Annotated in this window: 22 protein-coding genes; 6 read left to right on the forward strand and 16 right to left on the reverse strand. The window is 42.1% G+C overall.

Annotated features, from left to right (window positions below; translation table 11 throughout):
- Positions 1–28 precede the first annotated feature (28 nt).
- Positions 29–727 (reverse strand): ribose 5-phosphate isomerase A, encoded by a 699-nt coding sequence (gene rpiA, locus RG963_RS02230; protein ID WP_310574648.1) that lies wholly within the window; start codon positions 725–727, stop codon positions 29–31.
- Positions 728–815: 88 nt separating this feature from the next.
- Positions 816–2,150, reverse strand: coding sequence for an aspartate--tRNA(Asn) ligase (aspS, locus tag RG963_RS02235; protein ID WP_310574649.1), 1,335 nt, complete (start codon positions 2,148–2,150; stop codon positions 816–818).
- A 688-nt stretch (positions 2,151–2,838) separates the two neighbouring features.
- Between aspS and RG963_RS02240 the strand changes: the two genes are divergently transcribed.
- A complete protein-coding gene (locus RG963_RS02240; RefSeq protein WP_396654683.1) occupies positions 2,839–3,528 on the forward strand; it encodes a metallophosphoesterase family protein in 690 nt (229 codons plus the stop codon).
- Here the strand turns inward: RG963_RS02240 and RG963_RS02245 are convergent, their stop codons facing one another.
- Positions 3,529–4,179: a phosphoribosyltransferase gene (locus tag RG963_RS02245; protein ID WP_310574650.1), complete on the reverse strand. Its 651-nt coding sequence runs from the start codon at positions 4,177–4,179 to the stop codon at positions 3,529–3,531.
- Between the two features lie 594 nt (positions 4,180–4,773).
- On the opposite strand from RG963_RS02245, the gene RG963_RS02250 reads away from it, so the two are divergent.
- Complete coding sequence (locus RG963_RS02250) at positions 4,774–5,679, forward strand: hypothetical protein (RefSeq protein ID WP_310574651.1); 906 nt, start codon at positions 4,774–4,776, stop codon at positions 5,677–5,679.
- Positions 5,680–5,827: 148 nt separating this feature from the next.
- Here RG963_RS02250 and RG963_RS02255 read toward each other — a convergent pair whose 3' ends face one another.
- The 4 genes from RG963_RS02255 to RG963_RS02270 all read right to left on the reverse strand — a co-directional run bounded on the left by RG963_RS02255 (position 5,828) and on the right by RG963_RS02270 (position 9,062).
- Positions 5,828–7,189 (reverse strand): PFL family protein, encoded by a 1,362-nt coding sequence (locus RG963_RS02255; protein ID WP_310574652.1) that lies wholly within the window; start codon positions 7,187–7,189, stop codon positions 5,828–5,830.
- A gap of 22 nt (positions 7,190–7,211) precedes the next feature.
- Positions 7,212–7,490: an ACT domain-containing protein gene (locus tag RG963_RS02260; protein ID WP_310574653.1), complete on the reverse strand. Its 279-nt coding sequence runs from the start codon at positions 7,488–7,490 to the stop codon at positions 7,212–7,214.
- A 282-nt stretch (positions 7,491–7,772) separates the two neighbouring features.
- On the reverse strand, positions 7,773–8,282 hold the full coding sequence (locus tag RG963_RS02265) for a shikimate kinase (protein WP_310574654.1): 510 nt from the start codon (positions 8,280–8,282) through the stop codon (positions 7,773–7,775).
- 372 nt (positions 8,283–8,654) lie between these two features.
- Complete coding sequence (locus tag RG963_RS02270; protein ID WP_310574655.1) at positions 8,655–9,062, reverse strand: hypothetical protein; 408 nt, start codon at positions 9,060–9,062, stop codon at positions 8,655–8,657.
- A gap of 186 nt (positions 9,063–9,248) precedes the next feature.
- On the opposite strand from RG963_RS02270, the gene RG963_RS02275 reads away from it, so the two are divergent.
- Positions 9,249–10,703: a phytoene desaturase family protein gene (locus RG963_RS02275; RefSeq protein WP_396654684.1), complete on the forward strand. Its 1,455-nt coding sequence runs from the start codon at positions 9,249–9,251 to the stop codon at positions 10,701–10,703.
- Between the two features lie 115 nt (positions 10,704–10,818).
- Here the strand turns inward: RG963_RS02275 and RG963_RS02280 are convergent, their stop codons facing one another.
- From RG963_RS02280 to RG963_RS02305, 6 genes are all read right to left on the reverse strand, one after another.
- Positions 10,819–11,352 (reverse strand): tRNA (cytidine(56)-2'-O)-methyltransferase, encoded by a 534-nt coding sequence (locus tag RG963_RS02280; protein WP_310574657.1) that lies wholly within the window; start codon positions 11,350–11,352, stop codon positions 10,819–10,821.
- Positions 11,353–11,414: 62 nt separating this feature from the next.
- Positions 11,415–12,935 (reverse strand): AMP phosphorylase, encoded by a 1,521-nt coding sequence (locus RG963_RS02285; protein ID WP_310574658.1) that lies wholly within the window; start codon positions 12,933–12,935, stop codon positions 11,415–11,417.
- A gap of 400 nt (positions 12,936–13,335) precedes the next feature.
- Positions 13,336–13,551, reverse strand: coding sequence for a hypothetical protein (locus RG963_RS02290; protein WP_310574659.1), 216 nt, complete (start codon positions 13,549–13,551; stop codon positions 13,336–13,338).
- 554 nt (positions 13,552–14,105) lie between these two features.
- Positions 14,106–14,327: a hypothetical protein gene (locus RG963_RS02295; protein WP_310574660.1), complete on the reverse strand. Its 222-nt coding sequence runs from the start codon at positions 14,325–14,327 to the stop codon at positions 14,106–14,108.
- Between the two features lie 769 nt (positions 14,328–15,096).
- The gene (locus RG963_RS02300; RefSeq protein WP_310574661.1) at positions 15,097–16,266 is read right to left on the reverse strand and encodes an ABC transporter permease; all 1,170 of its coding nucleotides are present in this window, start codon (positions 16,264–16,266) and stop codon (positions 15,097–15,099) included.
- A 139-nt stretch (positions 16,267–16,405) separates the two neighbouring features.
- The gene (locus tag RG963_RS02305) at positions 16,406–17,563 is read right to left on the reverse strand and encodes a hypothetical protein (protein WP_310574662.1); all 1,158 of its coding nucleotides are present in this window, start codon (positions 17,561–17,563) and stop codon (positions 16,406–16,408) included.
- Positions 17,564–17,957: 394 nt separating this feature from the next.
- On the opposite strand from RG963_RS02305, the gene RG963_RS02310 reads away from it, so the two are divergent.
- A complete protein-coding gene (locus tag RG963_RS02310; RefSeq protein WP_310574690.1) occupies positions 17,958–19,415 on the forward strand; it encodes a cobyric acid synthase in 1,458 nt (485 codons plus the stop codon).
- Positions 19,416–19,509: 94 nt separating this feature from the next.
- Here the strand turns inward: RG963_RS02310 and ala are convergent, their stop codons facing one another.
- Positions 19,510–20,490: an alanine dehydrogenase gene (gene ala, locus RG963_RS02315; protein ID WP_310574663.1), complete on the reverse strand. Its 981-nt coding sequence runs from the start codon at positions 20,488–20,490 to the stop codon at positions 19,510–19,512.
- A gap of 201 nt (positions 20,491–20,691) precedes the next feature.
- Here ala and RG963_RS02320 point away from each other — a divergent pair, with 201 nt between their 5' ends.
- Complete coding sequence (locus RG963_RS02320; RefSeq protein WP_310574664.1) at positions 20,692–21,402, forward strand: DUF434 domain-containing protein; 711 nt, start codon at positions 20,692–20,694, stop codon at positions 21,400–21,402.
- 15 nt (positions 21,403–21,417) lie between these two features.
- Here the strand turns inward: RG963_RS02320 and RG963_RS02325 are convergent, their stop codons facing one another.
- Positions 21,418–22,482 carry a tetratricopeptide repeat protein gene (locus RG963_RS02325; protein ID WP_310574665.1) on the reverse strand — a complete coding sequence of 355 codons (1,065 nt, stop codon included), beginning with the start codon at positions 22,480–22,482 and terminating at the stop codon, positions 21,418–21,420.
- Positions 22,483–22,853: 371 nt separating this feature from the next.
- Positions 22,854–23,243 carry a hypothetical protein gene (locus RG963_RS02330; RefSeq protein WP_310574666.1) on the reverse strand — a complete coding sequence of 130 codons (390 nt, stop codon included), beginning with the start codon at positions 23,241–23,243 and terminating at the stop codon, positions 22,854–22,856.
- A 284-nt stretch (positions 23,244–23,527) separates the two neighbouring features.
- Between RG963_RS02330 and RG963_RS02335 the strand changes: the two genes are divergently transcribed.
- Positions 23,528–24,334, forward strand: coding sequence for a metallophosphoesterase (locus RG963_RS02335; RefSeq protein ID WP_310574667.1), 807 nt, complete (start codon positions 23,528–23,530; stop codon positions 24,332–24,334).
- Positions 24,335–24,344: the final 10 nt, after the last annotated feature.

The raw sequence follows: 24,344 nt of genomic DNA on the forward strand, positions 1-24,344 counted from the left end.
TATCTAATTCAGCAACAATTTTGAACTGTTATTTCTTGACGATCTCCACTGATCCATCTTTTTTCCCAATATAGAGCTCATCCACATTGGAAAAAATTCCGTGCTCAATAACCCCAGGAATTGTAGAAAGTTTGAGGGCAAGACTTTCAGGGTCATTTATTACACAGAAACTCGAATCAAGTATGAAGTTTCCGTTATCGGTTATCACAGGTCCGTCTTTTCGCAGAGCAAGTCTCAGTTCTGGCTTTCCTCCAAGGTTTCGTATCTTTTTGGTCACAAGTTCTTTTGCGAAAGGAAGAACCTCGACTGGCACGGCTTTATCAAGCTGCAAGCTCGTTTTTGATTCGTCAGCTACAACCAGAAAACGTTTTGCTGATATCGATACGATCTTTTCCCGAGTATGGGCAGCTCCCCCTCCTTTGATTGCATACAGATTTGAATCTATCTGGTCAGCCCCATCAATAGCAATATCCAATTCCGGATGCTGGGCAAGGGTGGTCAGCGGGATGCCGGCTTCTATAGCAAGCATTTCGGACTGATATGAGGTGACAACACCCAGGATTTCAAGCCCTTCTTCCCTGACCCGCCTGCCGAGTTCCCTTATGGCGTATGCAACTGTTGAGCCCGTTCCAAGCCCTACCACCATCCCCGGTTCTACAGCCCGGGATGCAGCAATGCCTGCTGCACGTTTTTCCGCGGAATCAGCGGATTTATTTCTTTCTGTCATGCTATGTCCCCTTCCGGTCCGAATCCTCAAAACAGAATCATAAGGTCTGAAATTGGAAAAAACATTCAAAATTTAAAAAATTGGGATTTCAGGGAGAAAGTCTTCTCCTATCCCTGGGGAAGAGCACGGTATCCCTGATATTGTCAGTCCCGAGCATGGTCATGACAAAACGTTCACAGCCCATACCCCAGCCGGCATGTGGAGGCATCCCGTATTCGAAAGCCTTCAGGTAGAACTCAAAGCCGTCGGGATCCATACCCTGTGATTCTATCCGACTCTTAAGCAGAGAAGGAATATGAATACGCTGGGCTCCTGAGGAAAGTTCCATTGTGCGGTGCATCATGTCGAAAGATTTGCTGAATTCAGGCCTGTCTTCATAAGGCATGGCATAGAAAGGTTTAATCTCAGTTGGCCAGTCAATAATGAAGTAGTGGGATTCTCCTGTGGTCTCGTAGACATAATCGCCCACAGTATGCTCTCCTAGAGTGCCAAGATCGTCTCCCCAGTGCATTTTTTCTTCCGAGCGGGCGTTTATGATTTCTATTACTTCATTATAGGTGAGCTTAAGGAAAGGAGTTTTTGGGATATTCAGTTCAACGCCGAGAACTTCAAGAGAAGACTTACAGTTTTCGATAACCTGGGTATAGGCGTAAGCCACAAGGTTTTCGAGAATTTCCATTACATCGAAATGGTCGGCAAAGCTGACCTCAACGTCGATAGAAGTTGCTTCGTTCAGATGCCTGCGAGTATCATGTTCTTCTGCCCTGAAAATCGGGCCGATTTCAAATACCCTGTCAAAACCGCCGCTCATAAGGATCTGCTTGAAGAGCTGGGGGCTCTGGTTCAAAAAAGCTTCCCTGTCAAAATAGGTGATCGGAAAAAGTGCGGTTCCACCTTCGGTTGCGGTTGCCACGACTTTTGGAGTTGCTGTTTCGAGAAATTTGTGTTTTACAAAGTATTCCCTGATAGCCTGGAGAACCTCGTGCCTTATTTTGAAAACCGCAGTTGTCTCGGCTCGCCTGAGGTCGATAAAGCGGGAGTCAAGCCTAGTGTCCAGTTCGGCGTCCACCTTTCCTGTAGTGTCCATTGGCAATGGAGAGCCTGCAACATTCAGAATATTGATCTCTTCAGGAAGCAACTCATATCCGTTTGGAGCTTTCTCTTCGAATTTTACATTGCCCGTTACTGTGATTACGGACTCACGGACAAGCCTTCTTGCAGCATTGAACAGGTCTTTATCAATTTTTTTCTTTACAAGTGTGACCTGGGCTTTTCCTTCCCGGTCCCGGAGCACCACGAAACAGATCCCTCCGAGGTCCCTGACCTCATGGACCCAACCTGCAAGAGTGATTTTCTGACCGTTATCAACTTTTTCAGGCTCGACATCGGCTGTATAATGTGTTCTGAGATTTGCTAAAGACATAAATTCACCTTAATTGGGACTAAATTAAATGAAAATGTAAGGATGAAGCTGAAACGTAGGTGAATAGTCATAACTCATTATTAATGTATTTGTTGCACCACCCGAATTGCGCCTCGGGAGTACGCTGTCCTTTTCACTCGCTTCGCTCGCTCAAGAGGACTAATTTATGGCATTAAAAAAGTGCTTTTCTCCTTTATCAAGCGGACTAGTTTATGGGTAAGTTACCTTGTTTTTACTTTTCCAGGTTTCTGATTTCTTTTGAACTTTTCAACGAGTAAGAGCTTGAAGGGCAAGTAATGTTTTTTTGGATCGGAATAATTGCTATAATTTCTGTATTTATAGAGATAAAATTTCGCCGCGCATTCGGTGGCCACTCCTGAAAACTGGAACTGAAATATGCTGAATAAATCATAATTTGTAATTTTTATGGATATTATCATGAATAAATATTAGATAAATATTTATAGCGATTAAAAGGGTTTTGAGATGTAAACCTTCTTTTTTAACGAATTATAATTAGATATCTAAAAGTATGTAAATTTAGAAGATACATATATATAATGGGACAGAACTCCTGTGCACTGAACATAACTAATAAGATTTATATTATAAAATTCATAGAAAAGAGGAAGTAAAAATTATACAGATTGTACATCTATCAGATATTCATTATTCAGATGCGTATTTTATTCCTGAAATCGCAGATTCCATGGTGGACAGCATAAACCTGCTGGAACCGGATCTTGTGGTGATTACAGGCGACCTGACAGAAAACGGGTTTTCAGCCGAATATGATGGAGTAAAACGGTTTATTGACAGGATCAAATGCGAAAACAAAGTCCTTGTCCCGGGCAACCATGATTCGAAAAATGCCGGCTATTTGCACTTTGAAGACCTTTTCGAGAATCGGTTTTCTTCTCAGAGCTTTATGGATGTTACAGTTGTCGGGGCTGACTCTTCGCAACCGGACATTAACGAAGGCCACATAGGCAGGGAAAACTACGGCTGGATCAAAGAAGCCTTTTCCGGAGAGAATTTCAAGGTCTTTGCTCTGCACCACCACCTTGTCCCTATCCCTCTGGCTGGCAGGGAAAATAATGTCCTTGTAGATGCAGGAGATGTCCTCGAACTTCTGAACCGCTGTAAGGTGAACCTTGTCCTTTGCGGACACTGTCATATTCCCTGGGTCTGGAACCTCAACAATATGCTTGTAGTAAATGCAGGCACACTATGCTCTTCCAAAACCAGAGGCAAAACCACGCAGTGTTATAACCTGATCCAGGCAGATAACGAAAATTCAGACGGGAACTGGAAAGTTCGGGTATCCAGAGTATTTTCAAAGGGAAACATGGAACTGGTCACTGAAGCGGTAATGTAATTAGAAATCTTGCTCCTTATTAGGTTGTACATTATTTCTCAAAACCCGCCATGTCGGTATATTTCCCTCTATGCTTTCAATCTCTCCCCTTTCAGTCAGGTCGTCCAGAATCTCGAGAAGCTCTGTCTTCTTGATAGCCAGCTCATACCTGTCCTTAAATTCGACTGTAATCTGGGAGAGATCAAGGGCCCTATCCAGGATGATTTTTTCTGCAAATCCAGCAAGATCTTCATACCGGGCCCAGGGATAAATAATCCAGCGCCATTTAAGAATTTTCCGGGAATAAAAATCAGGCAGGAAAGGAGAGCAGATCTTGTGCTGGAGCACTGCAGTCCTGACATTTGCCGGATTCAGGCTCCGGACGTAGTCCACTGCAAGACTGAGTGTCTCACCGGTGTCGGTCACATCATCAACAATTAACACTTTTTTTCCTTTTATATCCGCAGAAATGGGGAACTTTATCCTTGCCTCTTTCCTCATATCTGCAGCTCTTGTGTAATGCTCGATCTTCATTGAGGTAAGGTCATTGAAGAGCAAAAAGTCGGAAACCAGCCTTCCAGGAACATAGCCTCCCCTTCCTATAGCGACAATCAGGTCAGGAGTATAGCCAGAAGCTTTGATTTTTCGGGCAAGAATTTTGGAAAGCCGCAAAACACCATTAAAACTTATAAGCTCACACCTGAATGAGTCCTTTTCTACCTGAGAGTATCGGGATTGCTGAAACCGTATATTCCTTTCTTGCATCAGATAAATCGCCTTCTACCTTCTTTGTAGCCTGCGGATAATGCGAATTAATAATTTAACCTTAATGCCCTGAGCCGCTTACGGATATTTCTCAAAAATGTTAGCCTGGATTTAAGGGCATGTATTATTAAATTAGACGGATATTTAAGGTGAAATCTAGTGCTTCGATTCCAAAATCAACTCCTTATTTCCTGGAAAAATCCGTGATCTTCGGATCTATTAAAAAGTCAAGTTTTATGAACTTACTTTGGAATCCCAGTACTAGGATCTTTTCTAACGGATTTATCAATTTGATGGCTTATTAATTCGTCTGAAAACTCACATGATTACATGAAAATATTTGAATCAAGGAAACCATAAATCAAGGTATCTGAAAAAAGTATCTGAAAAATAAGTAGGGACGGGGATTGACGGAAATAAAAGAATCTTTGAGAAAAACCTATTTTAAAGTGCTCGCGAGTCTAATATAAAAAGAATAGTCCCGAAAAGGAGTCTCATGCCATGTTTTCAAAGGAAGAAGACAAAATGGTAAATTTAGGGTTTAATTCTATTAATGATAGGTCCGACGAAGGAGTGAACCAGGCCCTCAATTTTCTGACAGAAATATGCACAGGCTACCTCAACAAAAAAAGAGGGCCAGAAGCTGAAAAAATGGTGGTTTTCATAAAGGAAATCGGAAAGGCTGCTGCACTTAAGGGGATGGAGAACGCAGCGGTCAATGCTATCCGGGCTCTTGAGAAGGTACTGCAGTGTTCCATAGAGCAGAATATGCAGGGTACGACTGTCAGAGTGCTACTGTCATTTGGAGCTATAGGAAAAACGGCTGCCGAACAGCACCTGGAAATGGTAGCCAAACTTGCAGCATCAGTGCTTGGGAAAAGCGGGAATACTGCAGCCCTCCTTAACAGGGAAAGAGAAACAATCGCAGTTGTCATAGGGCTTGGAGAAATCGGAAAAGCAGTTGCAAGGATAAGATTCCCTGATATTTCGGAAAATGCTGCAATATGTATCTCATGTCTTGGAGATATGGGAAAACTTACGGCTCAGAAAAGTCTCGAAGAGGCTGCAGTGGGAGTAGAACTGATGTTCGAAGAGATGGCTGTGGCAGCCATGCAAGAAAACCTCCAAAATACGGTAAGAAGTATTGCAACATCTATTGAAGAAATTAGAAAAAACGCTGAGGAAGAATATATGGAAAACGCGGTTTTTCAGGCAGCTTCTGCCCTCCAGACCATCATGAGCAATGCAGGAAACAGATACCTTAACGACGCCTCAATAGCAACTAAGGTCGCCCTTGAGTCCTTCAACGAGCTTGATATAATAAATGATGAAGCTAATATAAAAAAGATAGAAGAAATAAGGGAAATGATGAGAACGCTCTGGGTAGATAACGAAATAAAAAAATAAAATAAAAATAAGGATGTTCTATGTAGATAGATAATTAAGAGTAACGAGAAATATATTCAATTTATTGAAAGAGAGAATAATCAAAATTAAATAGGGTTGAAAACCCTATCAAGAGCCCTGACTTATAAAAATAAAATAGAGATTGATTTCAGTTTGTCAGGGACTGGATCGGAGCCGGAATTCTTCCTCCCCGCTTTATAAAAACTTCCGAACTGAAGTTGCTTACCGGCATAATAGGGGCACTTCCAAGCAGCCCGCCGAATTCCACTGAGTCTCCAACTCTTTTACCAGGCGCGGGGATGATCCTGACTGCAGTAGTTTTTTTGTTAATTACTCCTATTGCCATCTCGTCAGCTATGATTGCAGAAAGGGTGGAGGCAGGCGTATCTCCAGGCACTGCGATCATATCAAGGCCGACTGAGCAGACACTGGTCATGGCTTCAAGCTTTTCCAGGCTGAGAGCTCCGTCTTTAACGGCCCTGATCATGCCTGCGTCCTCACTGACAGGAATAAAAGCCCCGCTCAGGCCGCCTACTGAGGATGAAGCCATTGCCCCGCCTTTTTTCACTGCATCATTCAGGAGGGCAAGGGCTGCGGTCGTGCCGTGGGTTCCACAGCGCTCAAGCCCCATTGCCTCCAGAATTGCAGCAACACTATCCCCGATTTCCGGAGTCGGAGCCAGAGAAAGGTCAAGTATCCCGAATTCGACTCCAACTCTCCGTGAAACTTCTCTTCCTACCATTTCTCCCATACGGGTTATTTTGAAAGCTGTCTTTTTTACAGTCTCCGAAATTTCAGTGAGATTCGGGTTTTCAAGTTCGCGGATAGCAGCATTCACAACACCGGGCCCGCTAACGCCAACGTTGATAACGCATTCGGGCTCACCTATTCCATGGAAGGCTCCTGCCATAAAGGGATTATCTTCCGGGGCATTTGCAAAGACCACAAGTTTGGCACAGCCTACTCCATCCCTATCAGCAGTCAGTCCTGCAGTCCTTTTGATGACCTCGCCCATCAGGCCGACGGCATCCATGTTAATTCCAGCTCTTGTGGTAGCAACATTTACCGACGAGCAGACCTTTTCCGTGCCTGCAAGGGCTTCAGGAATCGAATTTATAAGCTTCAGGTCGCCTGAAGTTGCGCCTTTATGGACAAGGGCGCTGAAGCCTCCTATAAAATCCACGTCGGATTCTTTTGCAGCTTCATCCATAGTTTTTGCAACGGAAACAAAATTAGGAGACCTGCAACTTTCGGCTGCTATGGCTATCGGAGTTACTGAAATTCGTTTATTGATTATGGGAATTCCGTAAAGGCTCTGGATTTCATTCGTTGTGCGAACTAGCTCTTTTGCACGGGCAGTTATTTTTTCGTAAATATTTTCATTGAAAACTTCAATATCAGGATGGCTGCAGTCCCTGAGGCTGATTCCCATTGTCACGGTCCTGATGTCCAGATGTTCCATCCTGACCATCTGGATTGTTTCCAGGATTTCATTCGGGTTTATAAGCATGAAAATCCTCCTGTTCTTTCGATCAGACCCTGTGCATGAAGCGAAAGACGTCTTCGTGCTGTACCTTGACCTCGACTCCAAGGTTCTTTCCTTCGGCACCCATGGATTCCTGAAAAGCCGCAAGGTCAAAATTATCCTGTGGAGCTTCTGCAAGCATAATCATAGTGAAGATTCCCTGCATAATAGTCTGACTGATATCGACAATGTTTACGTTGAAATCCGCCATCACAGTAGTGATCCTGGCAACAATCCCTACCCTATCGCTGCCTATAACCGTAATAATGAAACGACTTGATGCCATTATATATCTCCTGCTGCTCGGACCTTTTTCTGTAGGCCGATGCTTATTGAAGACTGAACTGAAAGATTTTGTTCAGATTGAAGACTTAATAGCTAATAAAGTAAACCGTTCTTAAAGTAAACCGTTCTTAAAGTAAACCATTCTTAAAGTAAACCGTTCTTAAAGGAAGTTCAAGATGATATGAATCTAATACGAATCGAAAAAAGCTAAATCAAAAAAGTGCAAATTTTTAAAATTTCAGCTTGAGACTTAAAATAAACAAATTTAAGTCCGGTACAAATATCAGGCATCTTCTTTAAAACAGAGCTCAATAATAGTTTCAACAAGACCCGGAATATTCTCCTTCCCTTGGAGTTTTATTGAAAAATCAGCATATTTCTGGTACAGGACTATCCTCTCTTCAAAAAGGTCCTTCAGGCTTCTGTCCCTGAGTCCTACTATACCTCTTTTTCTTGCATTGAAAAGCCTTTTCATAATGTTCCTGAAAGGAACGTCCAGAAAGATTATTTTTGACATACTTTTTAAGTGTTCCATGGCCTTTTCGGAATAAACCACACTTCCGCCAGGGGAAATAATGCACCTGTCCACCTGTCCGAGCCTGAGAATTGCTTCTTCTTCAAACCTGATCAGAGCGGGGTCTCCATGTTTATCAATCAGGGACTGAAGTGGCATTCCGGTTTTTTCCGTGATCAATCTATCAACATCGATAAAAGTATAGTCAAGTCTCTTTGCAAGTGCTCTGCCAATAGTACTTTTTCCCGCTCCTGCCATACCAATAAATGTTATATTCATTCCCGCACCCTCCCCAGCTCTAATATAAGGGGATCCGTTGCCTGAAGTTTCCCGGCATAAGGACCTGTGGATGACAAATCACCCGGACAAAATATATTCTCCAGCTATATAAAATATACAACGTCATCATTCATCTGGAAAGAGCCAATAATTATAAGCTAGAATTTAAAATTGCAGTCAGGACCGAAATTATCCAGCCGTTAGTTACTATTTTGACAAAAATAAGGGAGAATTTCGTAAAATCCGAAAACCTGCCAGATAGACAAAAAGCAAAAATCCATAATTTCTCCAAAAAATTGGGATCTATGAGAAAGCTGGATTACGGATTTAAAAAAGATTAAAAGATTTATAAAAGGGTTGAATTTGAAGAGTTTATTTCCCTGGATCCTGATCTTTTGTATCTATCTGCCTGGGATTAGAGCTGAGAATAAACCTTTCAAACTTTTCTGAGGATTGAAGGAAAGCAAAAATGTATTCAGACAGGACAAATCTGGTGCCTGATGCGTAACGCCTCAAAATGCCCCAGGCAGTCAGCTTATCAACCTGTTCGAGGGAAATAATAGCAAGGTACATCAGGAGCCGGATGGAGAATACAAGATGAAGTACAAACATCTTAACCCAGGGGCTGTCCGAAATGATCGCCATCCCGCAGATCCAGCTGCACAATTTCAGAGAATGGGAGAGTAACCTGCTTTTGTAAAGATTAAGAAACAGGAGCAGGAATAGAAAAAAAGAGGCACATCCTGCCATAAAAAATATATCCTTCACTAGTGAATCCATAAGGGTCACACACCCTTACTTTTTGCTACTATTTTAATTTATGTACTTCTATTCGTTTCTGGGGATGTCTGGTACTGTTAAAAAAATAGAAACTAAAGAGTAGTAACATTTACAAATAGAACATTTACAAATAGTTGCATTGAATGAAAAATTAATTCACTGGAAAAAATAGAGGTAGTTTTGGAAATGAAAAAATACGATGTAATTGTTGTCGGGGCAGGTATAAGCGGGCTTCTGGCGGCGCTGACGCTTTCAAAGCATGGGAAAAAGGTCCTTGTTCTTGAGAAAAGGCAGCATCTGGGTGGGAACTGCAACAGCTACATGGTAGACGGCTATCAGGTAGACACAGGAGTACACGCAATTACTCATCTGATTGAAGGGCCTCTGAAGATGTTGATGGATAACTACTTTGATTTTCTGCCTGTATTTGAGGACTATGGGCATTACTACATTAGGACTGAAAACGCTTTTGTCAAAGTTCCTTCCAATCTGAAAGATTTCGTGACTTTTGACGTACTTCCGAGAAAGGACAGGCTTATGCTTTCTCAGACCCTTACAAAGGCTTTTACCCTTTCCTCATTCGGCATAGACCTCTCAGACCAATCAGTGTATGATTTCCTGCCAAAAAACCTTTCAAAGGATACCTACGATTTTGTGGACACAATGTCCATTTCCCTTTCTGGAAAGTCTATGAAAGAGACCTCGGCTCAGCGTGTACTTTCAGGCAGTAGTTTTGTCAGGGATAGTATTACCCAGGAACAGTTTGATTCCATGATAGGGAAACTGGAGTCAAAAAAACGTCCTTCTGCGGAGTCAATTCTTGCCTCAATCCTTCCGTATCATCTCCATGCGTCTCTTCAGGCAAGAATGACCAGAGTCACCCAGCCGTTTACATCTCTGGAAAGGCTTGCAACAAATGATGTAAATCACTCTCAGGGATACCCCAGAAAAGGATTAAAAGCCCTACTCAATGCCACCCTCAGATCTCTCCCTGAAAGTGTTGAAATCAAAAAGGAATGTGAGGTTAAATCCATCCTTGTGCAGGAAGGAAAGGTATCAGGCGTGGAAGCCGACGAGATTTATACCTCTGACCTCGTAATTTACACGGGGTTTGCAACAGATCTTTCTCAATTGATAAAGGATCTTCCCACGGAGTATGTTAAAGATCTCAATGGAATTGTCCATAGCAAAAGTCTGACTATATGGCTTGGCATGAAAAAAGAGCTTCCGGAATTTAATTATACAGGCTCAGAGATTTGGTTTAAGGATTTTGCTTACTGGGCAACGCCCATCAGTAATTACGACCCTTCACTTGCTCCCAAAGACAAACAGCTTATAGGCTTTTCCTTCGTGATCGACGAAAACAATAGTGAAGAATCTGAACTCAAAAAAGCCTATGGCACTATTTTTCGTGCTCTTCCAAATATTGAGAAACATATCGATATGCAGCATGAACAAACATTGATTCCCGAAAAAGCCGCAGTCACAATTAACGGAAAGTTCGCAGATATCCGAACTCCCATCCAGAACCTCTATGTAGCAGGCACGGATACTGACAGGCGCAGCATGGGAATTACACGAGCTTCATATTCGATCATTGAGCTCCTTAAGATTCTTAATGAGGATGGAAATCTCCACTAAAAATAAAAAGATCAGAGAGGGGGAAATGAACAAATTAGCCGCAAAAAAAGTATACTGAAGAATTAAAGGAGCATTAAAGGATCTGAATTATAAGGAAAGTGAAAAGGGAGCTGAGTTAGTCCCCGATATTCTCGATAACTTGTTTGCCCCTTTTTGTAGGGATAATCGTCAGTTCAGCACCGCGAAACTCTTTTTCAAGTGGCTCACCATCTGCAATCCTATCCATGGTAATCGCAACTGCCGCAACTTCAGAATGCGGCTGGCTTCCGACTGCAACATTCCAGTCAGCGAGCTGGTAAATCTCAGGAGGAACTTTCTCGGCGCCAACAACTATCATAAGTCTGTCACACTTTTTAAGCTCATCAGTAACAGCGGGCAGATTGACCCCATACATAGAAAGGTGGCAGACTTTTCCACCTTCAGCTTTCCATTCCCTGATTTCCTGTTTAAAATTGACATTATTTTTAATGTAGAAGTCCCCACCCCAGCGCCTGACAACATCCTCAAGAGTCTGCACTATTCCGAGGTCATCCGAAGCGAGGAGCATACCCTCTGCACCTAGCAGCCTGGCAGTTAATCCGACGTGAGTGGTAATTCTTTTATCCCTTTCGGGGCGGTGCCCCAGGCGCAACAAAACAATCCTTTTCATGCTCGTGCTAAAACCCGGACAAGGTATTAAAGGATTTCACTAAAAAAGAAAATGGGAGAAAATTACTGGAACCCATAAATTCCAGGGATTCTTCTCAGAAGCATGCCTTCGACAATTATCGGATTTGTTCTCTGGGCTGTTGTCAATGCGGTCTCGAGCTTGAACTCTTTTTCAGCATAGATCGTAAGGATCGAGTCTCCCTTTTTAACTGATTCCCCCATCTTCTTATGGATAGCAACCCCGGCTCCTTTGTCGCTGGGAGCCCCTGCAAGCCTGGCAATTTCAATAATCCACTTATTGTCAAATTCGATAACATATCCTTCTGTAGAAGCAAGAATCTCAGCAGTATATTGCCCAACCTGAATATCATTCGATGTAATATTCGGATCTCCTCCCTGAGCTTCGATAATCTGCTTCATCTTTTCGAGAGCTTTTCCGCTCCTTAGTGTTTCCAGTGCAATTTCCTTTCCACGGTTTCTTGGAGCTGCACCCCCCATTTCCAGCAGGATACCCGCAAGAGCAGAACTCTTTTCAATAAGGCTGTTTGGGCCTTCCATGCTTTCCAGCACTTTCAGAGCTTCCCGGACTTCCAGCGAGGGTCCTACTTTCCTTCCAATAGGAGACGAACCGTAAGTTATAGCACATTCGACATTCATTCCGAGCCTGTGGCCAAGGTTAATCAGGTCTCTTGCCAATTTCTGCCCTTCCTGAACAGTTGGAACTTTTGTACTTGGCCCGACTGGGATATCCATTACCACATTGTCGGCCCCTATGGCTCCCTTTTTTGCCATAATTGAGGCAAGCATCTGGTAGTAAGGATCAATAGAAAGAGGGTACTCAATTCTTATAAGTTTGTCATCGGCAGGTGCGATATTGGTAGCCCCGCCCCATACAAGAGCACCTCCCACTTTCTCTGTTATCTCCTTGACCTCCTGGGAGCTGAACTCTACGGGACAGAGCACTTCCATGAGATCTGCAGTCCCACCTGCACCTGTGATTGCCCTGGAACTTGTCTTTGGGATAAGAAGCCCATTTGCGGCAATAATGGGAACGACCAGGAGAGAGATCTTGTTTCCGGGCACTCCTCCTATCGAGTGCTTGTCCATTATGGGATGAGTATCAAACTCAATCCTGTCCCCGCTGTCGATCATAGCCCTCGTCAGCCATTCGACCTCGTCATCGGTCATTCCGTGAATGTAAGAAGATGTTATAAAAGCTGAGAGTTCGATATCACTGAGGTTTTCTTCCACTATATCGTTTACAAGCGTTTTAAGATCATCCTGCACAACAGGTTTTTTATCCATAATTTTCTTGATAACGCTTGCAGATTTTGAGCGGAATGCCGGAACAACTTCGACCGGCTGGTCCCAATCCTGAAAATGCTCGTAAACTTCGGAAAAGACTCCCAGTGTACCTGGAGGAACCATATCATCTGTCGTGTCTACAATAGCGGAAAGGCTGTTGTGTCCGCGGATGCGGACCCTATCTCCCGGATAAATTCCAAGTTCTTTAGCATCGGCAATATTAAACAAAGCTTTGTGCTGCCCTATTTTTATGTTAAAATGTTCTAGTTTTAACTGCATGAATAAATTCCTTCCATTTAGTTATCATATGATTGTAAGTTTGTCATTATAATTTATTTCCCCTGAATCCAGACGTTCTGTTTTTTCTGGGTGCTGAAATCGCTAGCCAAGCCTTAAGAAAAACTTAGAAGATGAAGAGTAAATGATAAACTGAGGTAACATATTAACCTTCATATTATTTTAAGTAATTCCGTAAAAATAGCTGTTAAGAAATTTCAAAATTTTAAGAAAAGGGTTCTTCCAATACCTTAAATCGAGCCTTGAATGAGTAAAGAATGGAAACTAAACGGAATAAAAGAATAGAAGTTAGATGGGAATAATGCTTTTATTACTCTTTAATATGTTAGTTGCCCTGATTTCAGTCACTATTTATTCACTATTCAGTCCCACTTATTCGAAATCATTTATTATAACTACGCCTGGATATAGAAATAAGGCCTTTAGCAATCCCTATTGCAATAACTCCTATCAAAGCTGCACTTAAGAGAACCATAAACAGGTTTTCCTCATCAGCATATTTAAACATAAAGTAGAATAAAATAACATCTAATACAGCTCCAATGCCCACCAAGACTATTGCCGGGCCCCCTAAAGATTTTTCAGTATCCCTGCTCATCGTACAATCCACCCTGCGATAGTTACCAGCAACTTAAGATTTAATATTGAGTTCATTCCAAAACCAATTTTATTCTCAATCATTAAGAGTTTCAGAAATAATTTTCATGATCAGAAACCTTGAATAATTATTCAGAATACAAGATTCAGAGACGGAATTTTTCTAGTTTTAGGACCAGCTCATTTACAAAAAACCCAAAATCTAATAAAATTATTAAATATTAAATTAAAATTTTTAATGGAAATAATTACTTGTTGGCTCGTTACAGGAACCGAAGATGGTAGCTCAGGAGTAAATGAAACATGTATAACTTAGGTAAATCTGTATAGCTTAAACGTAGCGGTTCCTGAGAATTATCAAAGAATTGGGGTAATTCCATATAAACTTTAGGTAATTACTATCCCGCAGGTATCAGATAAACCGATAATCTCTTATTTTGAAAATCGGTTATCTTAAAAAACAGAAAGAATAATACGGCATGCATTATTGTTCAGCAGAGATATACATTTTTCAAAAGAAAGCCTGCAAAATCTGACCTCTTAAAAAATTAATATTCAAAGAAATTCGAGGCACAGAGATACGTAATATTCTCTTGCAATCCTTTTGAGCCAATCAGGCACCAGACAATACCTGTCAACTACAATCTCATTAAGGTAGTATAGAGATTCCTCGGTTCTACAGTCGCAGAGCCGTTTTATGGCAGTTCTCCTTCCCCATGCAGATCTTTCGTTATCAAGGGCTTCACGGTAAAGATGGTATTCTATACTGTTGTCCATTACATTATATATATCTAATAATCAATATAAATATTTGTATTGAGCACCACTAATTAAAATATGAGCTTATCCCAAAACCAGTTTGATTCTCAATCAGTAAAAGTTTCAGAAATAATTTTCACGATCGGAAATCTTGATTGATTATTCAGAATACGAGATTTAGAGACGGAATTTTTAGTTTTGGGATCAGCCCTATGTTTAAAAGATTTTATAAATATATTCTGCCTGATACGATTTACTGCAGATTCTTCCAGATATTAAAGAGAATAAATAAATTAGAAATTTTTTCGAGATAAAAGTAAATTATGTAAAAATCACAATATAAAAAAAATATCAATCACAATATAAAAAGATTATTAAAGATAATATATAAAATATATGAAAGGATTATTCGGATCTTATATAATAGAAAAAACGGAAAAAGAGAATTCTCATACAGTGATCAGTTGATGAGAATTCTGCACAAGGTTTTTTGTTCGCTCTTGTTCGCTATACTGAAGTATGTAAACATTAGTCAAAAACGATATATAATTAACGGGAATTAAATTTTAAGCCTGGAGAGATATTAGTTGACGTTGAAATGTTTAATGAGAGCAATTATTTTAACCGCGTTGCTATTTTTTTACTGATGTAAATTATATAGAGTGAACGCGCAAAAACGGAAAAATGAAAGAAAAATCTGTTAATAATTTGCAAGATATCTCTAAAGTATTTTTAAATTTAATTTAGCCAGATTATGAAAAGAACCGTTGAATATATTCCACTCGATTCACCTCGAACTTATAGCCTTCACAGGATCCAATTTTGCCGCCTGCTGGGCAGGGTAAATTCCTGCAATCAAGTTCAGCAGAAAAACAGCAATAATAATGACAAGAATATCCCCGACTCGGATTATAATAGGAATAGTTGTAAGGCCACCGTAAAGTTCTGACGAAGCGGCTGGCATTTCGTACTGGCCTATTGCAAGGGCTATTACAATTCCTGTAAGTGTACCCACAAGGGCACCCGCTAGACCGAGAATGCCGCTCTGAAGAATGAAGATTGTCCGGATACTTGAAACTGTGGCACCCATAGCACGGAGCATGCCTATCTGGCTTGTGGCGCCGATGACCGAGAGGTTCAGGGTGCTTACCACGCCAAAAGAAGCGATGACGACAATCAGGCCAAGGACAACATTATTGGAAGTGCTTTCGATAGCGATTGTGCGAAGGATTGCCGGGTTGGTTTCTGTCCAGCCTTTTGCCTTATAACCTGTTTTTCCGATCTCTGCAGCAATTTCCCTGTCCCTGGTAAAATCCTCAAGACGTACAGAGATCCCATTAACCACATCAGAAATATTGTAGAACTCCTGTGCAGTATCCAGGGACGTATAAGTAAGGGACTCGTCCAGAGGAGAGCCGGTATGAAAGGTGCCGACAACTCTCAGGGAAAGGGGATTTGCATTGGGAAAAGATACATCAACCGAATCGCCCAGCTTGACCTCAAGCTTATCTGCCAGCTTCGAGCCAATTACCACTGTATTTCTTGAAAACTCGAGTTCCCTGAAATTCCCTTCCACCATATCGGCTTCAATAGAGTTTATATAATTTTCCTGTAAAGGGACTACTCCTTTCAGCTCGGCATTACGGGAATTTGTCTTGAACCTGAAGGAAGCTTTTCCTGTGAGAAATGGAGAAGCTGCAGTAACACCTTCAATTTTGCTGATATCCTCAATAAGTGTCCTGTAAAGGTAAATGTAATCTTCACCTTCCTTTGGAGATATCGAGACATGCGGAAGTTTATTTACGGTAGTGTTATAAAGTTCTCCCGTAAAACCAACCATAAGTGCCTGAGAAACTGTGAGCACCATCACTGCCAGGGCTATAGCTCCCACTGATAGAAGGGTCTGGAACTTTCTTGCCCGAATCTGCCTGAGCGAAATGAATAGTTCGTAATGCATCGGGTTCACGGCTCTGTTTCTAAGGGTTTCCTCTCAAATTTAATTTGCAGTTTCTTCGAATCTAATCTTATATTCTATGTATCCATATCGGTATGCAGGTGTATGTTTTCTTATTGCCATGCAGGTAAAGTGAAAACATTCACCTTCTATTTTGCCTCAAAAAAATCGCTAACGCGACAAGCCCTGTAATTCCTGTAACTAAAGAAAATCCAGGAACGTCTTTTCCACCTTTCTCACTCTGATTCACTGCCCTGTTATTAGAACTGTTTATTACACTCGTATTAGAGGGGAAAAGATCGGACTCGATTATGGTTTCCCTGCGCTCAATAATATCTCCATCGTTGCCGAGAAGTTCTATCTCAAGCCTGTAGACTCCTTCCGTAAGCCTCTGGCTCCAGGCAACTTCAACGGTCTCATCATCATTATTTAGCAGCACTGGAACCCTTGCTAAGGTAGATTCTACGGGCTCGGAATTTACTTTACCTGAAACCTCAGCCAGTTCATATACGGAAAAGACCAGGTTTCCTTCAAAAGGTACCTGAGAACGCCCGAAAACAGTTGCACTGGCTCCGGTTTCATCCTGGAATATGTCAGTAATCTCAGCATTATCTCGGGCAGTAAACCTCCTTGTTGAGGTTATAAAATCTCTTTCCGGGGAATATACCTGAATTTTTACCCTGCCCACGTACTCCTTATTGTTTTCAAGAAGAGTCCCCCAGGTTGTAGAAAAGACATCCGGGACACTGGTAAGGGATAATTTTTCGGTTTTTGTGACAGAAGCGACATCTGAGCCGTTCATAAGCATATATTCGATATCAAAAAGTGAGGCTTCCCTGGGAGAGAGTGCAACGCTGATTCCCTGGGAGTTCGGGACAAGGTCATTAACCTGAAGCCTCGATGCAGAGTTGCTGCCGTAAACAAAGTTATACTCTGCCTCTGAAAGAACCTGCTTCCCCTCAAGAAGCTTTGCCCTCGAGACATAAGCTCCGCGTTCAGGGTTTCTTATATCCCAGCAGCCGACCTTCATAACTCCGGCATTCGCTGGAAGACTGTCAACAGAAAACACCTGTCTGGAAAGTATTTTCTCATTCATTCCTTCGGAACTGACAAGAAGAATCTCAAGACTCAGGTTTTCTTCAGACTGGTCAGAATATAGAGTCACGTCAAAGGACTCAAGATCGCTATAAAGTTCAGCTATACGAGCTGTGCTCGCTTCTCCGACAGAAGAGCCATTTGCTGCAAACACTGGAGTGGCTGAAATAATAGATAAAATAAGTAAGAAAAGCGCGGTTTTCATCGTCTGTTTTCCCCGATTCGATTATCAAAAAGATTGTTTTGATCTTATTTAAAAGAAATGTAACCGGATGAAATTACAGTTTTCCCGATTAAAAGGAAAGAAACGAAAAATAAAATCTGAACAAGGGTGGAAAGTAGAGAAAAAACACGGAAGGTAGATAAAAGTAAAAAAACAAAGCTTGAGAAGATAAAAAATCTGAAAAATCGAGATTTCTTCAGAGTAAATAAACAAAACCTGAAGTGAATCCGAAAGTATTTATTCTTTAGTTAAAGTATAAGAAGATAAATATTAAAAGAAAACAAGTTTACTTGATTTGCATCCGCCGGAAAAAGAATCACTGTCGATTTATTGAAATTATATAAAAATGAGTGCCCGAGCAGAAGGTGTGGTAAAAATGGAAAAGAAAAGCGTCTTGATTCTGGGAACCGCTTCCCATGTTGGGAAAAGTTCAGTCGTGACTGCCATATGCAGAATCCTGTCAAGAAAGTACAGGGTTGCACCCTTCAAGGCTCAGAATATGAGCCTGAATTCCTGGATCACAAAGGACGGAAAGGAAATCGGGATCGCCCAGGCAATCCAGGCAAAAGCCGCAGGTACCGAGCCCACTGCCGACATGAACCCTGTTCTTCTAAAACCCAAAGGAGACTGTGTTTCCCAGATAATCCTGCTAGGAGAGCCTTATGCTGACAAAAGCGCAGGCCAGTACTACGATTCCATTGCAGAGATGAATGCTGTCCTTGAAGGAGCTCTTGAAAGGCTTTCCATGGAACATGATATCATTGTCATGGAAGGAGCGGGCGGAGCTGCCGAAATCAATCTCTACGAAAGAGATATTGTAAATGTCGGTACTGCAAGGCTTACGCAGGCTCCGATAATCCTTGTAGGGGATATCGAAAGAGGAGGCGTTTTTGCAAGCCTCTACGGCACAATTGCACTTCTGCCTGACGATGTACGGAAAAACGTCAAAGGATTTATTATCAATAAGTTCAGGGGCGACCTGGAAATTTTGAAACCCGGCCTGAAACAGCTTGAAGAAAAGACCGGAATCCCGGTACTAGGAGTCCTTCCTTACTTCAAACTTAATATCCCTTCAGAAGATTCGGTTTCGCTTGAGGATAAAGAAAGCACAGAAACCAAAAAGGATATCGAGATCGCAGTCATCCGCTTACCCAGGATCTCTAACTTCACGGACTTTGAACCTCTGGAGGAGCTTGCTAAAATCCGCTATGTGGATCTTGACGAAGAACTCGGAACCCCGGACGCGATCATGATCCCGGGCACAAAGAATACGGTTAACGATCTGCTCGACCTTAAGGCAAGCGGCATGGCTGGGAAAATCCAGACATTTAAAGGAAAAATTCCTATTTTCGGGATCTGCGGCGGCTACCAGATGCTGGGCAGGACAATTTTTGATTCTGGGATCGAAAACGGGGTTGAAGCAGAATTCGAAGGCCTGAAGCTTCTGGATATAGGGACAAAGTTCGGAGCATACAAAAAGAAAACAATCCAGGTCACGAAAAAAGTGAATGGTTGCGGCCCGATACTGGCTTCCATAGACGGGGAGGAGATCAAAGGGTATGAAATCCATATGGGTGTCACCGATTCCTGCCGCAACATATTCGGGGACGACGGTGCAATTGACGAGGACGGCCTGGTAATTGGCACTTACCTGCACGGACTTTTTGACAACAGAAATGTAAGAGATGCCCTTATGCAGTACCTCTTCGAGAAAAAAGGGCTTGAGTACAGGCCTGAAAATATCACGACAGAAAACGACGCCTATGAAGAACTCGCAAATATGGTCGAGCGGAATCTTGACATGAAAAAAATCTACGAGATAATAGGGGTCTGAAAAATACAGGCATCAGGATGTTCAGGTGCTTCTAAACAGAATACCTGATGAAACCCTGATGAAACTTATTTTCAAAAAAGATATTGAGCGATTTTCAGAACATGCGGACTTGCCTGCCAAGCTTCTTGCTGACAGCCCTAACATAAACCAGATGCGCACTTGCAACGTCCTGAATGGCAAGGCCTGTTGAGTCAAAAATCGTAATTTCCTCCTCACTTGTCCTGCCTGGTTTCAGGCCGGTGATCACTTCGCCGAGCTGAGCGTGAATATCATTCTCCGAAATGTAGTGCTTGGAGATAGGAACGTTTACTTCTCCTGAATGGAGTGCCTGGACAATATCATCCACAACGATCTTTGAGCGGATTAAAAGTTCGGGGTCAAGTTCTTCTTTTCCCACAGCATCGGCCCCTATTGCGTTTATGTGAGTGCCTTCTTTGATCCACTGGGCCTTTATGATTGGTTTTCTGGTCGGAGTGGTCGTGACAAGGATATCGCAGTTGCAGACCTCCTCAACTTCTTCTTCGTAACGGATTTCGCAGGGAGTAATGTCTGCCATTTCCCGGATAAACCGTTCGCAGCTCTCTTTTGTCCTTGAAGTGATTTTTACCAGTTCGGGATCAAAAACCTCAAAAAGAGCTTCGAGCTGGGTCTTTGCTTGGTTTCCGGTCCCGACCAGGCCGATGACCTTTGAGTCCTTTCTTGCAAGGTATTTTGCGGCAATTCCTCCTGCGGCTCCGGTTCGGATATCGGTCAGGTAGGTTCCGTCCATAATTGCTACAGGAGCGCCTGTTTCCGGAGAAATGAGGATGATGAGCGCCATTACAGTGGGAAGCCCGCGATCCGGATTCCCGGGGTGGACGTTTACGATTTTTACGCCAGTAATATTCTCTTCTTCAAGATATGCAGGCATTGTCCGCAGATCCCCGTTGTAAGCCGTATAGTAAAGATAGGATTTGGGAGGCATCTGAACCCTGCCAAGCCCATGCTGCCTGAAAGCTCTTTCCACTACCTGCATATCAGAATGCATATCCATAACACTTTTTACTTCGTCCTGAGCCAGCCATAATACTTCCATAATATAAACCTCCAGCCGGAGCCATAAGCTAGCCTACGGCTGAAAACAACCTTAAATTGAACAGAACCGGAGCAAAAATCGCCAGAGGCAAATAGACTGCCGGATATCACACATTGTGATTTTTATTTACGCAAATATGTATATAGAACATATATCTTCACTCATTTAAAGAACTTCCTTCCTAAAAGGAGACAATTATGCATGAGAGGTTTGCATGATAATTCGGTTGATTTTTCCGGCCTTTATCTAAAAGAGAAATTGCTCAAGCCTGCCCGGGATATCCGGAGCATACTCCGATGGGGTTACCCTAAGTTTGCAACTATCCGTTTCGTCGCTGACCATTTCCAGCTCAGCGTAGAAGAGCGGCACATCCTCACAAGGGTAATTATACCTCCAGACAGAGTAATTTCCAGAATTAATAAAAAAGTGGCCTGTAAAGGCATAAAGGATAGAAACCTTCTCCTTGATGGGTATAATGTCCTCCTGAGTGTGGACAGTTTGTTAAAAAAAGAACCTATGTGGTTCTGCGATGACGGATACATAAGAGATACCCGCTACTATTTCAGCAAGGCAAAACAGGCCGAAGACATAGAAGAAGCCCTTGATACTATACTTAAATTTATTTCCGAAGCCGGCCCAAAATCAGCCGTATTTCTCTTTGACGCCCAGATCAGCAAGAGTGGGGAACTTACAGGTTTTATCCGCCGTAAACTGAAAGAATATGGGATTTCAGGAGAGGCTAAAACTTCAAAAACCGCTGATTTCGAACTGAAAACAGGCAGCGGAAATCCGGAAAATAACGCGATCGTAGCAACTTCCGATGGAATTGTTATAGATTCGGTCCTGCAGGTACTGGATATTCCTGCCTGCCTGATGGAAAAAATGGGAATTGAGCCGGTCAGGCTGTATTAAATCGAACCTGTCAGGCTATATTAATTTGTTACCAGGCACTCCGCTTAATGATTCTGCCTGCCTATAGATTTCTTCGGCTTCTGCATACTGCCCTTTTTCTTTTAATAGATCTCCATATCCACGCAGGGTTCCGAAGTGCCCCGGATCAAGCTCAAGAGCTTTTTTGTACTGGACTTCGGCTTCATGCCTGTGCCCAAATCTGGCAAGCAGCCTGGCGTACTCGCAGTGGGCTTCAACATCTTCAGGGTTCAGTTTAAGAGCATATCTGAAGTGTACTCTTGCCCCATGGATAAAACCGTGATTTGCAAGCAAACGTGCATAGAACAGATGAGGTTTTGGATCTTCAGGGTCTGCCTTGAGGGCTGCTATATAATGTCTTTCGGCTTCGAGAGGTTCTCCTTTTTCTTCAAGGAAACGGGCATAACGGAAATTGGATTCCACGTGGTCAGGGTCAAGTTCAAGAGCCCTAATATATTGGTAATTTGCTTCGATTTTTTGCCCACGTTTGGAAAGTAGAATCCCATACCTGCAGTGGGTGCTCACATGCGCGGGATCGAGGATCAGGGCTCTCTGGTATGCTTCTTTGGCTTCATCCATTCTTTTGAGTCTGTAAAGCAGGCAGCCGTAATTGCAGAGCGTATCGACATGGAAAGGATGAAGTTCCAGCGCCTTTTCGTACTGAATCCGAGCAGCATTCAATTTTCCCTTTCTGGCCAGAACAGTCCCATATACACAAAGAGCTTCGATATTTTCAGGTTTTTCTTCGAGCAAATCTTCAAATTCCCGCGTAGCAAGATCCTCAAATCCAAGCAGAAAAGCTGTTTTTCCTGCCTCCATAAGGGCGTCTTCCCGCACCTTTCCTGAGAACAGTGAAGCGCAAGCCCTGGAAATTACATATTTCTCTCTATACATCCGATCGTTATCAAAAATAAATGAGAGTTTTAGCAGGATGTCGTGGGAAAGCAAATGTTCATTTGAGAAGGAAACGACAAACTCTATGACCTTATCAAGATTACAATTATCTGCTGCAACCTGTTCGATTACATGAAAAACCAGCTTGTCTATAGCATCAATCTCCATGCATAAAAACCTCCTGAAATTTGCCTCTAAAGTGAATCTATTCGACTGTATATAAATAATTAGCTGTATTAAATTGGATCTAAGAAATTCAAAAAGGTAGAACCTCGTACAGAGTGCAAAAACCGAAAAAAAATTAAAAATTGGAGATAAAAAATAGAGGAAACCTGAAATAAGGATGAATTAAAAAATAAAACCCAAAAGAGATAAAGATGGAGAAAACAAATCTGAAAGACATTCTCGAAAATTGTCTCCGATTTTAAGGCTTCTTTTTATAGTCAAAAGTTTTCCGTTCTATCGTCAACAGTTTATTCCGGTATCAGCTATTATGGAATCTCTCTTAGAATTACTCTTAAGCCCTGGTTCCAACTCTTTCAGACTCTACCTACATGTAAACTATACCTTGTCTCCACATCATAGGTACCTTTAAGTTCCTCTTCAGTCAGGATTCCTTTTTCGATCAGTTTACTGAGAGTTCTCCGGTCAACTGATTCGACTATGTTCCAGAGTTCCCTCTTCTTAAGGTAGGATTTTAGCCTGTTTACCTGCCAGAGCTTCCATTCAACTTTCTGCCGCCTGAGCTCCACATTTCCTATTCTAAGCACATCGATGTCCTTTTCCATCAGAGCATTGAGAATATGAGTTCTCAACTCCTCCCGCCGTTTTTCCAGAATGGATATTGCAGAAACAAGCTCATCGTATTCAAGCACAACATCGGTCAGGTCCATTTCTTCAGGGTCCTGCTCACTGATATCAAGTTCCATTATCTCACACTCCCAGTGATATATATGTTGTAAACAAAGGTTTTATAATTCCTCTTTTATCGCCTGGACTTTTAATATTATCAATACCCGATTTTAGACCTTGAAACTTATAAGTCTGGCCTTTACAAACTTAAATCCAGAACCTGATAATAAATATCGGATGCAGCCGCAGTTTCTCTTTCTCCAGGGGACTCAGAAACGTTTATCGCACAAAAATTCCCTCTAGTATATGAAAAAGTTTTCAGACAGGCTTCTCCAAACGGGCCTTAAAAATCGGTGATTCCGTGATATCAGAAAAGATCTCCAGGAAAACTGCAGCAAAAGAAGAATTGCTACTCCTTCTCCCTAAAATAGATAGTATTCTCGAGTCAGAGCTTGCAGTGCTTCGAATTGATGCTGAACCGATAATGCTTGTTGGGGATATTCACGGAGACATGCAGGCTCTGGAATTCATAATAGGAAAAAGAGAAGAAATAAACTGTAAAAATATTCTTTTTCTGGGGGACTATGTGGATAGAGGCCTTCAGGGCACCGAAATTCTTTTGAGGCTTTTCCGAATGAAAATTGAAGACCCGCAGCATATTTTCCTGCTCCGTGGGAATCACGAAAGTGTGGACATGAACTTATACTATGGCTTTTTTGAGGAAATAGGTTTAGATAGGAGTTTTCTCTTGAGAGTCAGCCGGACATATGAGAAGATGCCGGTAGCAGCGGTACTTTCAGGGCATATGTTCTGTGTACATGGTGGGATTAACGGAACCGGGAATGTTACTACTATCAGGAAAGAAGAATCTTTTCCCTATCTCTGGAATGACCCCTCGATACTTCCAGGGCTCACTACTTCAATCAGAGGTTCGACTGTAAAGGAATTCGGGCCTGACATTGTAGATGGCTTTTTAGAGACAAATAATCTGAAAAGAATAATAAGAGGCCATACAGCCCTTAAAAAAGGATACCAGTGGTGGTTCGACGGAAAACTTCTCTCCCTTTTTTCCTGTCCTAACTACGTCGGACTCGGAAATGATGCTGCTTTTGCCCTGTTTGAGAAAGGAGAGATAAAACTGTTTGTTTTCGGAAATCAGGATGAGTAAACGGAAATTT

This window comes from Methanosarcina baikalica (assembly GCF_031461075.1).
Lineage (GTDB): Archaea > Halobacteriota > Methanosarcinia > Methanosarcinales > Methanosarcinaceae > Methanosarcina > Methanosarcina baikalica.

Coding starts and splice junctions, on each gene's coding strand:
- rpiA (WP_310574648.1), bottom strand. CDS start 727: ATGACAGAAAGAAATAAATCCGCTGATTCCGCGGAAAAACGTGCAGCA.
- aspS (WP_310574649.1), bottom strand. CDS start 2,150: ATGTCTTTAGCAAATCTCAGAACACATTATACAGCCGATGTCGAGCCT.
- RG963_RS02250 (WP_310574651.1), top strand. CDS start 4,774: ATGTTTTCAAAGGAAGAAGACAAAATGGTAAATTTAGGGTTTAATTCT.
- RG963_RS02255 (WP_310574652.1), bottom strand. CDS start 7,189: ATGCTTATAAACCCGAATGAAATCCTGGAAACAATCCAGATGGTCAGG.
- RG963_RS02260 (WP_310574653.1), bottom strand. CDS start 7,490: ATGGCATCAAGTCGTTTCATTATTACGGTTATAGGCAGCGATAGGGTA.
- RG963_RS02265 (WP_310574654.1), bottom strand. CDS start 8,282: ATGAATATAACATTTATTGGTATGGCAGGAGCGGGAAAAAGTACTATT.
- RG963_RS02270 (WP_310574655.1), bottom strand. CDS start 9,062: ATGGATTCACTAGTGAAGGATATATTTTTTATGGCAGGATGTGCCTCT.
- RG963_RS02275 (WP_396654684.1), top strand. CDS start 9,249: ATGAAAAAATACGATGTAATTGTTGTCGGGGCAGGTATAAGCGGGCTT.
- RG963_RS02280 (WP_310574657.1), bottom strand. CDS start 11,352: ATGAAAAGGATTGTTTTGTTGCGCCTGGGGCACCGCCCCGAAAGGGAT.
- RG963_RS02285 (WP_310574658.1), bottom strand. CDS start 12,935: ATGCAGTTAAAACTAGAACATTTTAACATAAAAATAGGGCAGCACAAA.
- RG963_RS02290 (WP_310574659.1), bottom strand. CDS start 13,551: ATGAGCAGGGATACTGAAAAATCTTTAGGGGGCCCGGCAATAGTCTTG.
- RG963_RS02295 (WP_310574660.1), bottom strand. CDS start 14,327: ATGGACAACAGTATAGAATACCATCTTTACCGTGAAGCCCTTGATAAC.
- RG963_RS02300 (WP_310574661.1), bottom strand. CDS start 16,266: ATGCATTACGAACTATTCATTTCGCTCAGGCAGATTCGGGCAAGAAAG.
- RG963_RS02305 (WP_310574662.1), bottom strand. CDS start 17,563: ATGAAAACCGCGCTTTTCTTACTTATTTTATCTATTATTTCAGCCACT.
- RG963_RS02310 (WP_310574690.1), top strand. CDS start 17,958: ATGGAAAAGAAAAGCGTCTTGATTCTGGGAACCGCTTCCCATGTTGGG.
- ala (WP_310574663.1), bottom strand. CDS start 20,490: ATGGAAGTATTATGGCTGGCTCAGGACGAAGTAAAAAGTGTTATGGAT.
- RG963_RS02320 (WP_310574664.1), top strand. CDS start 20,692: ATGAGAGGTTTGCATGATAATTCGGTTGATTTTTCCGGCCTTTATCTA.
- RG963_RS02325 (WP_310574665.1), bottom strand. CDS start 22,482: ATGGAGATTGATGCTATAGACAAGCTGGTTTTTCATGTAATCGAACAG.
- RG963_RS02330 (WP_310574666.1), bottom strand. CDS start 23,243: ATGGAACTTGATATCAGTGAGCAGGACCCTGAAGAAATGGACCTGACC.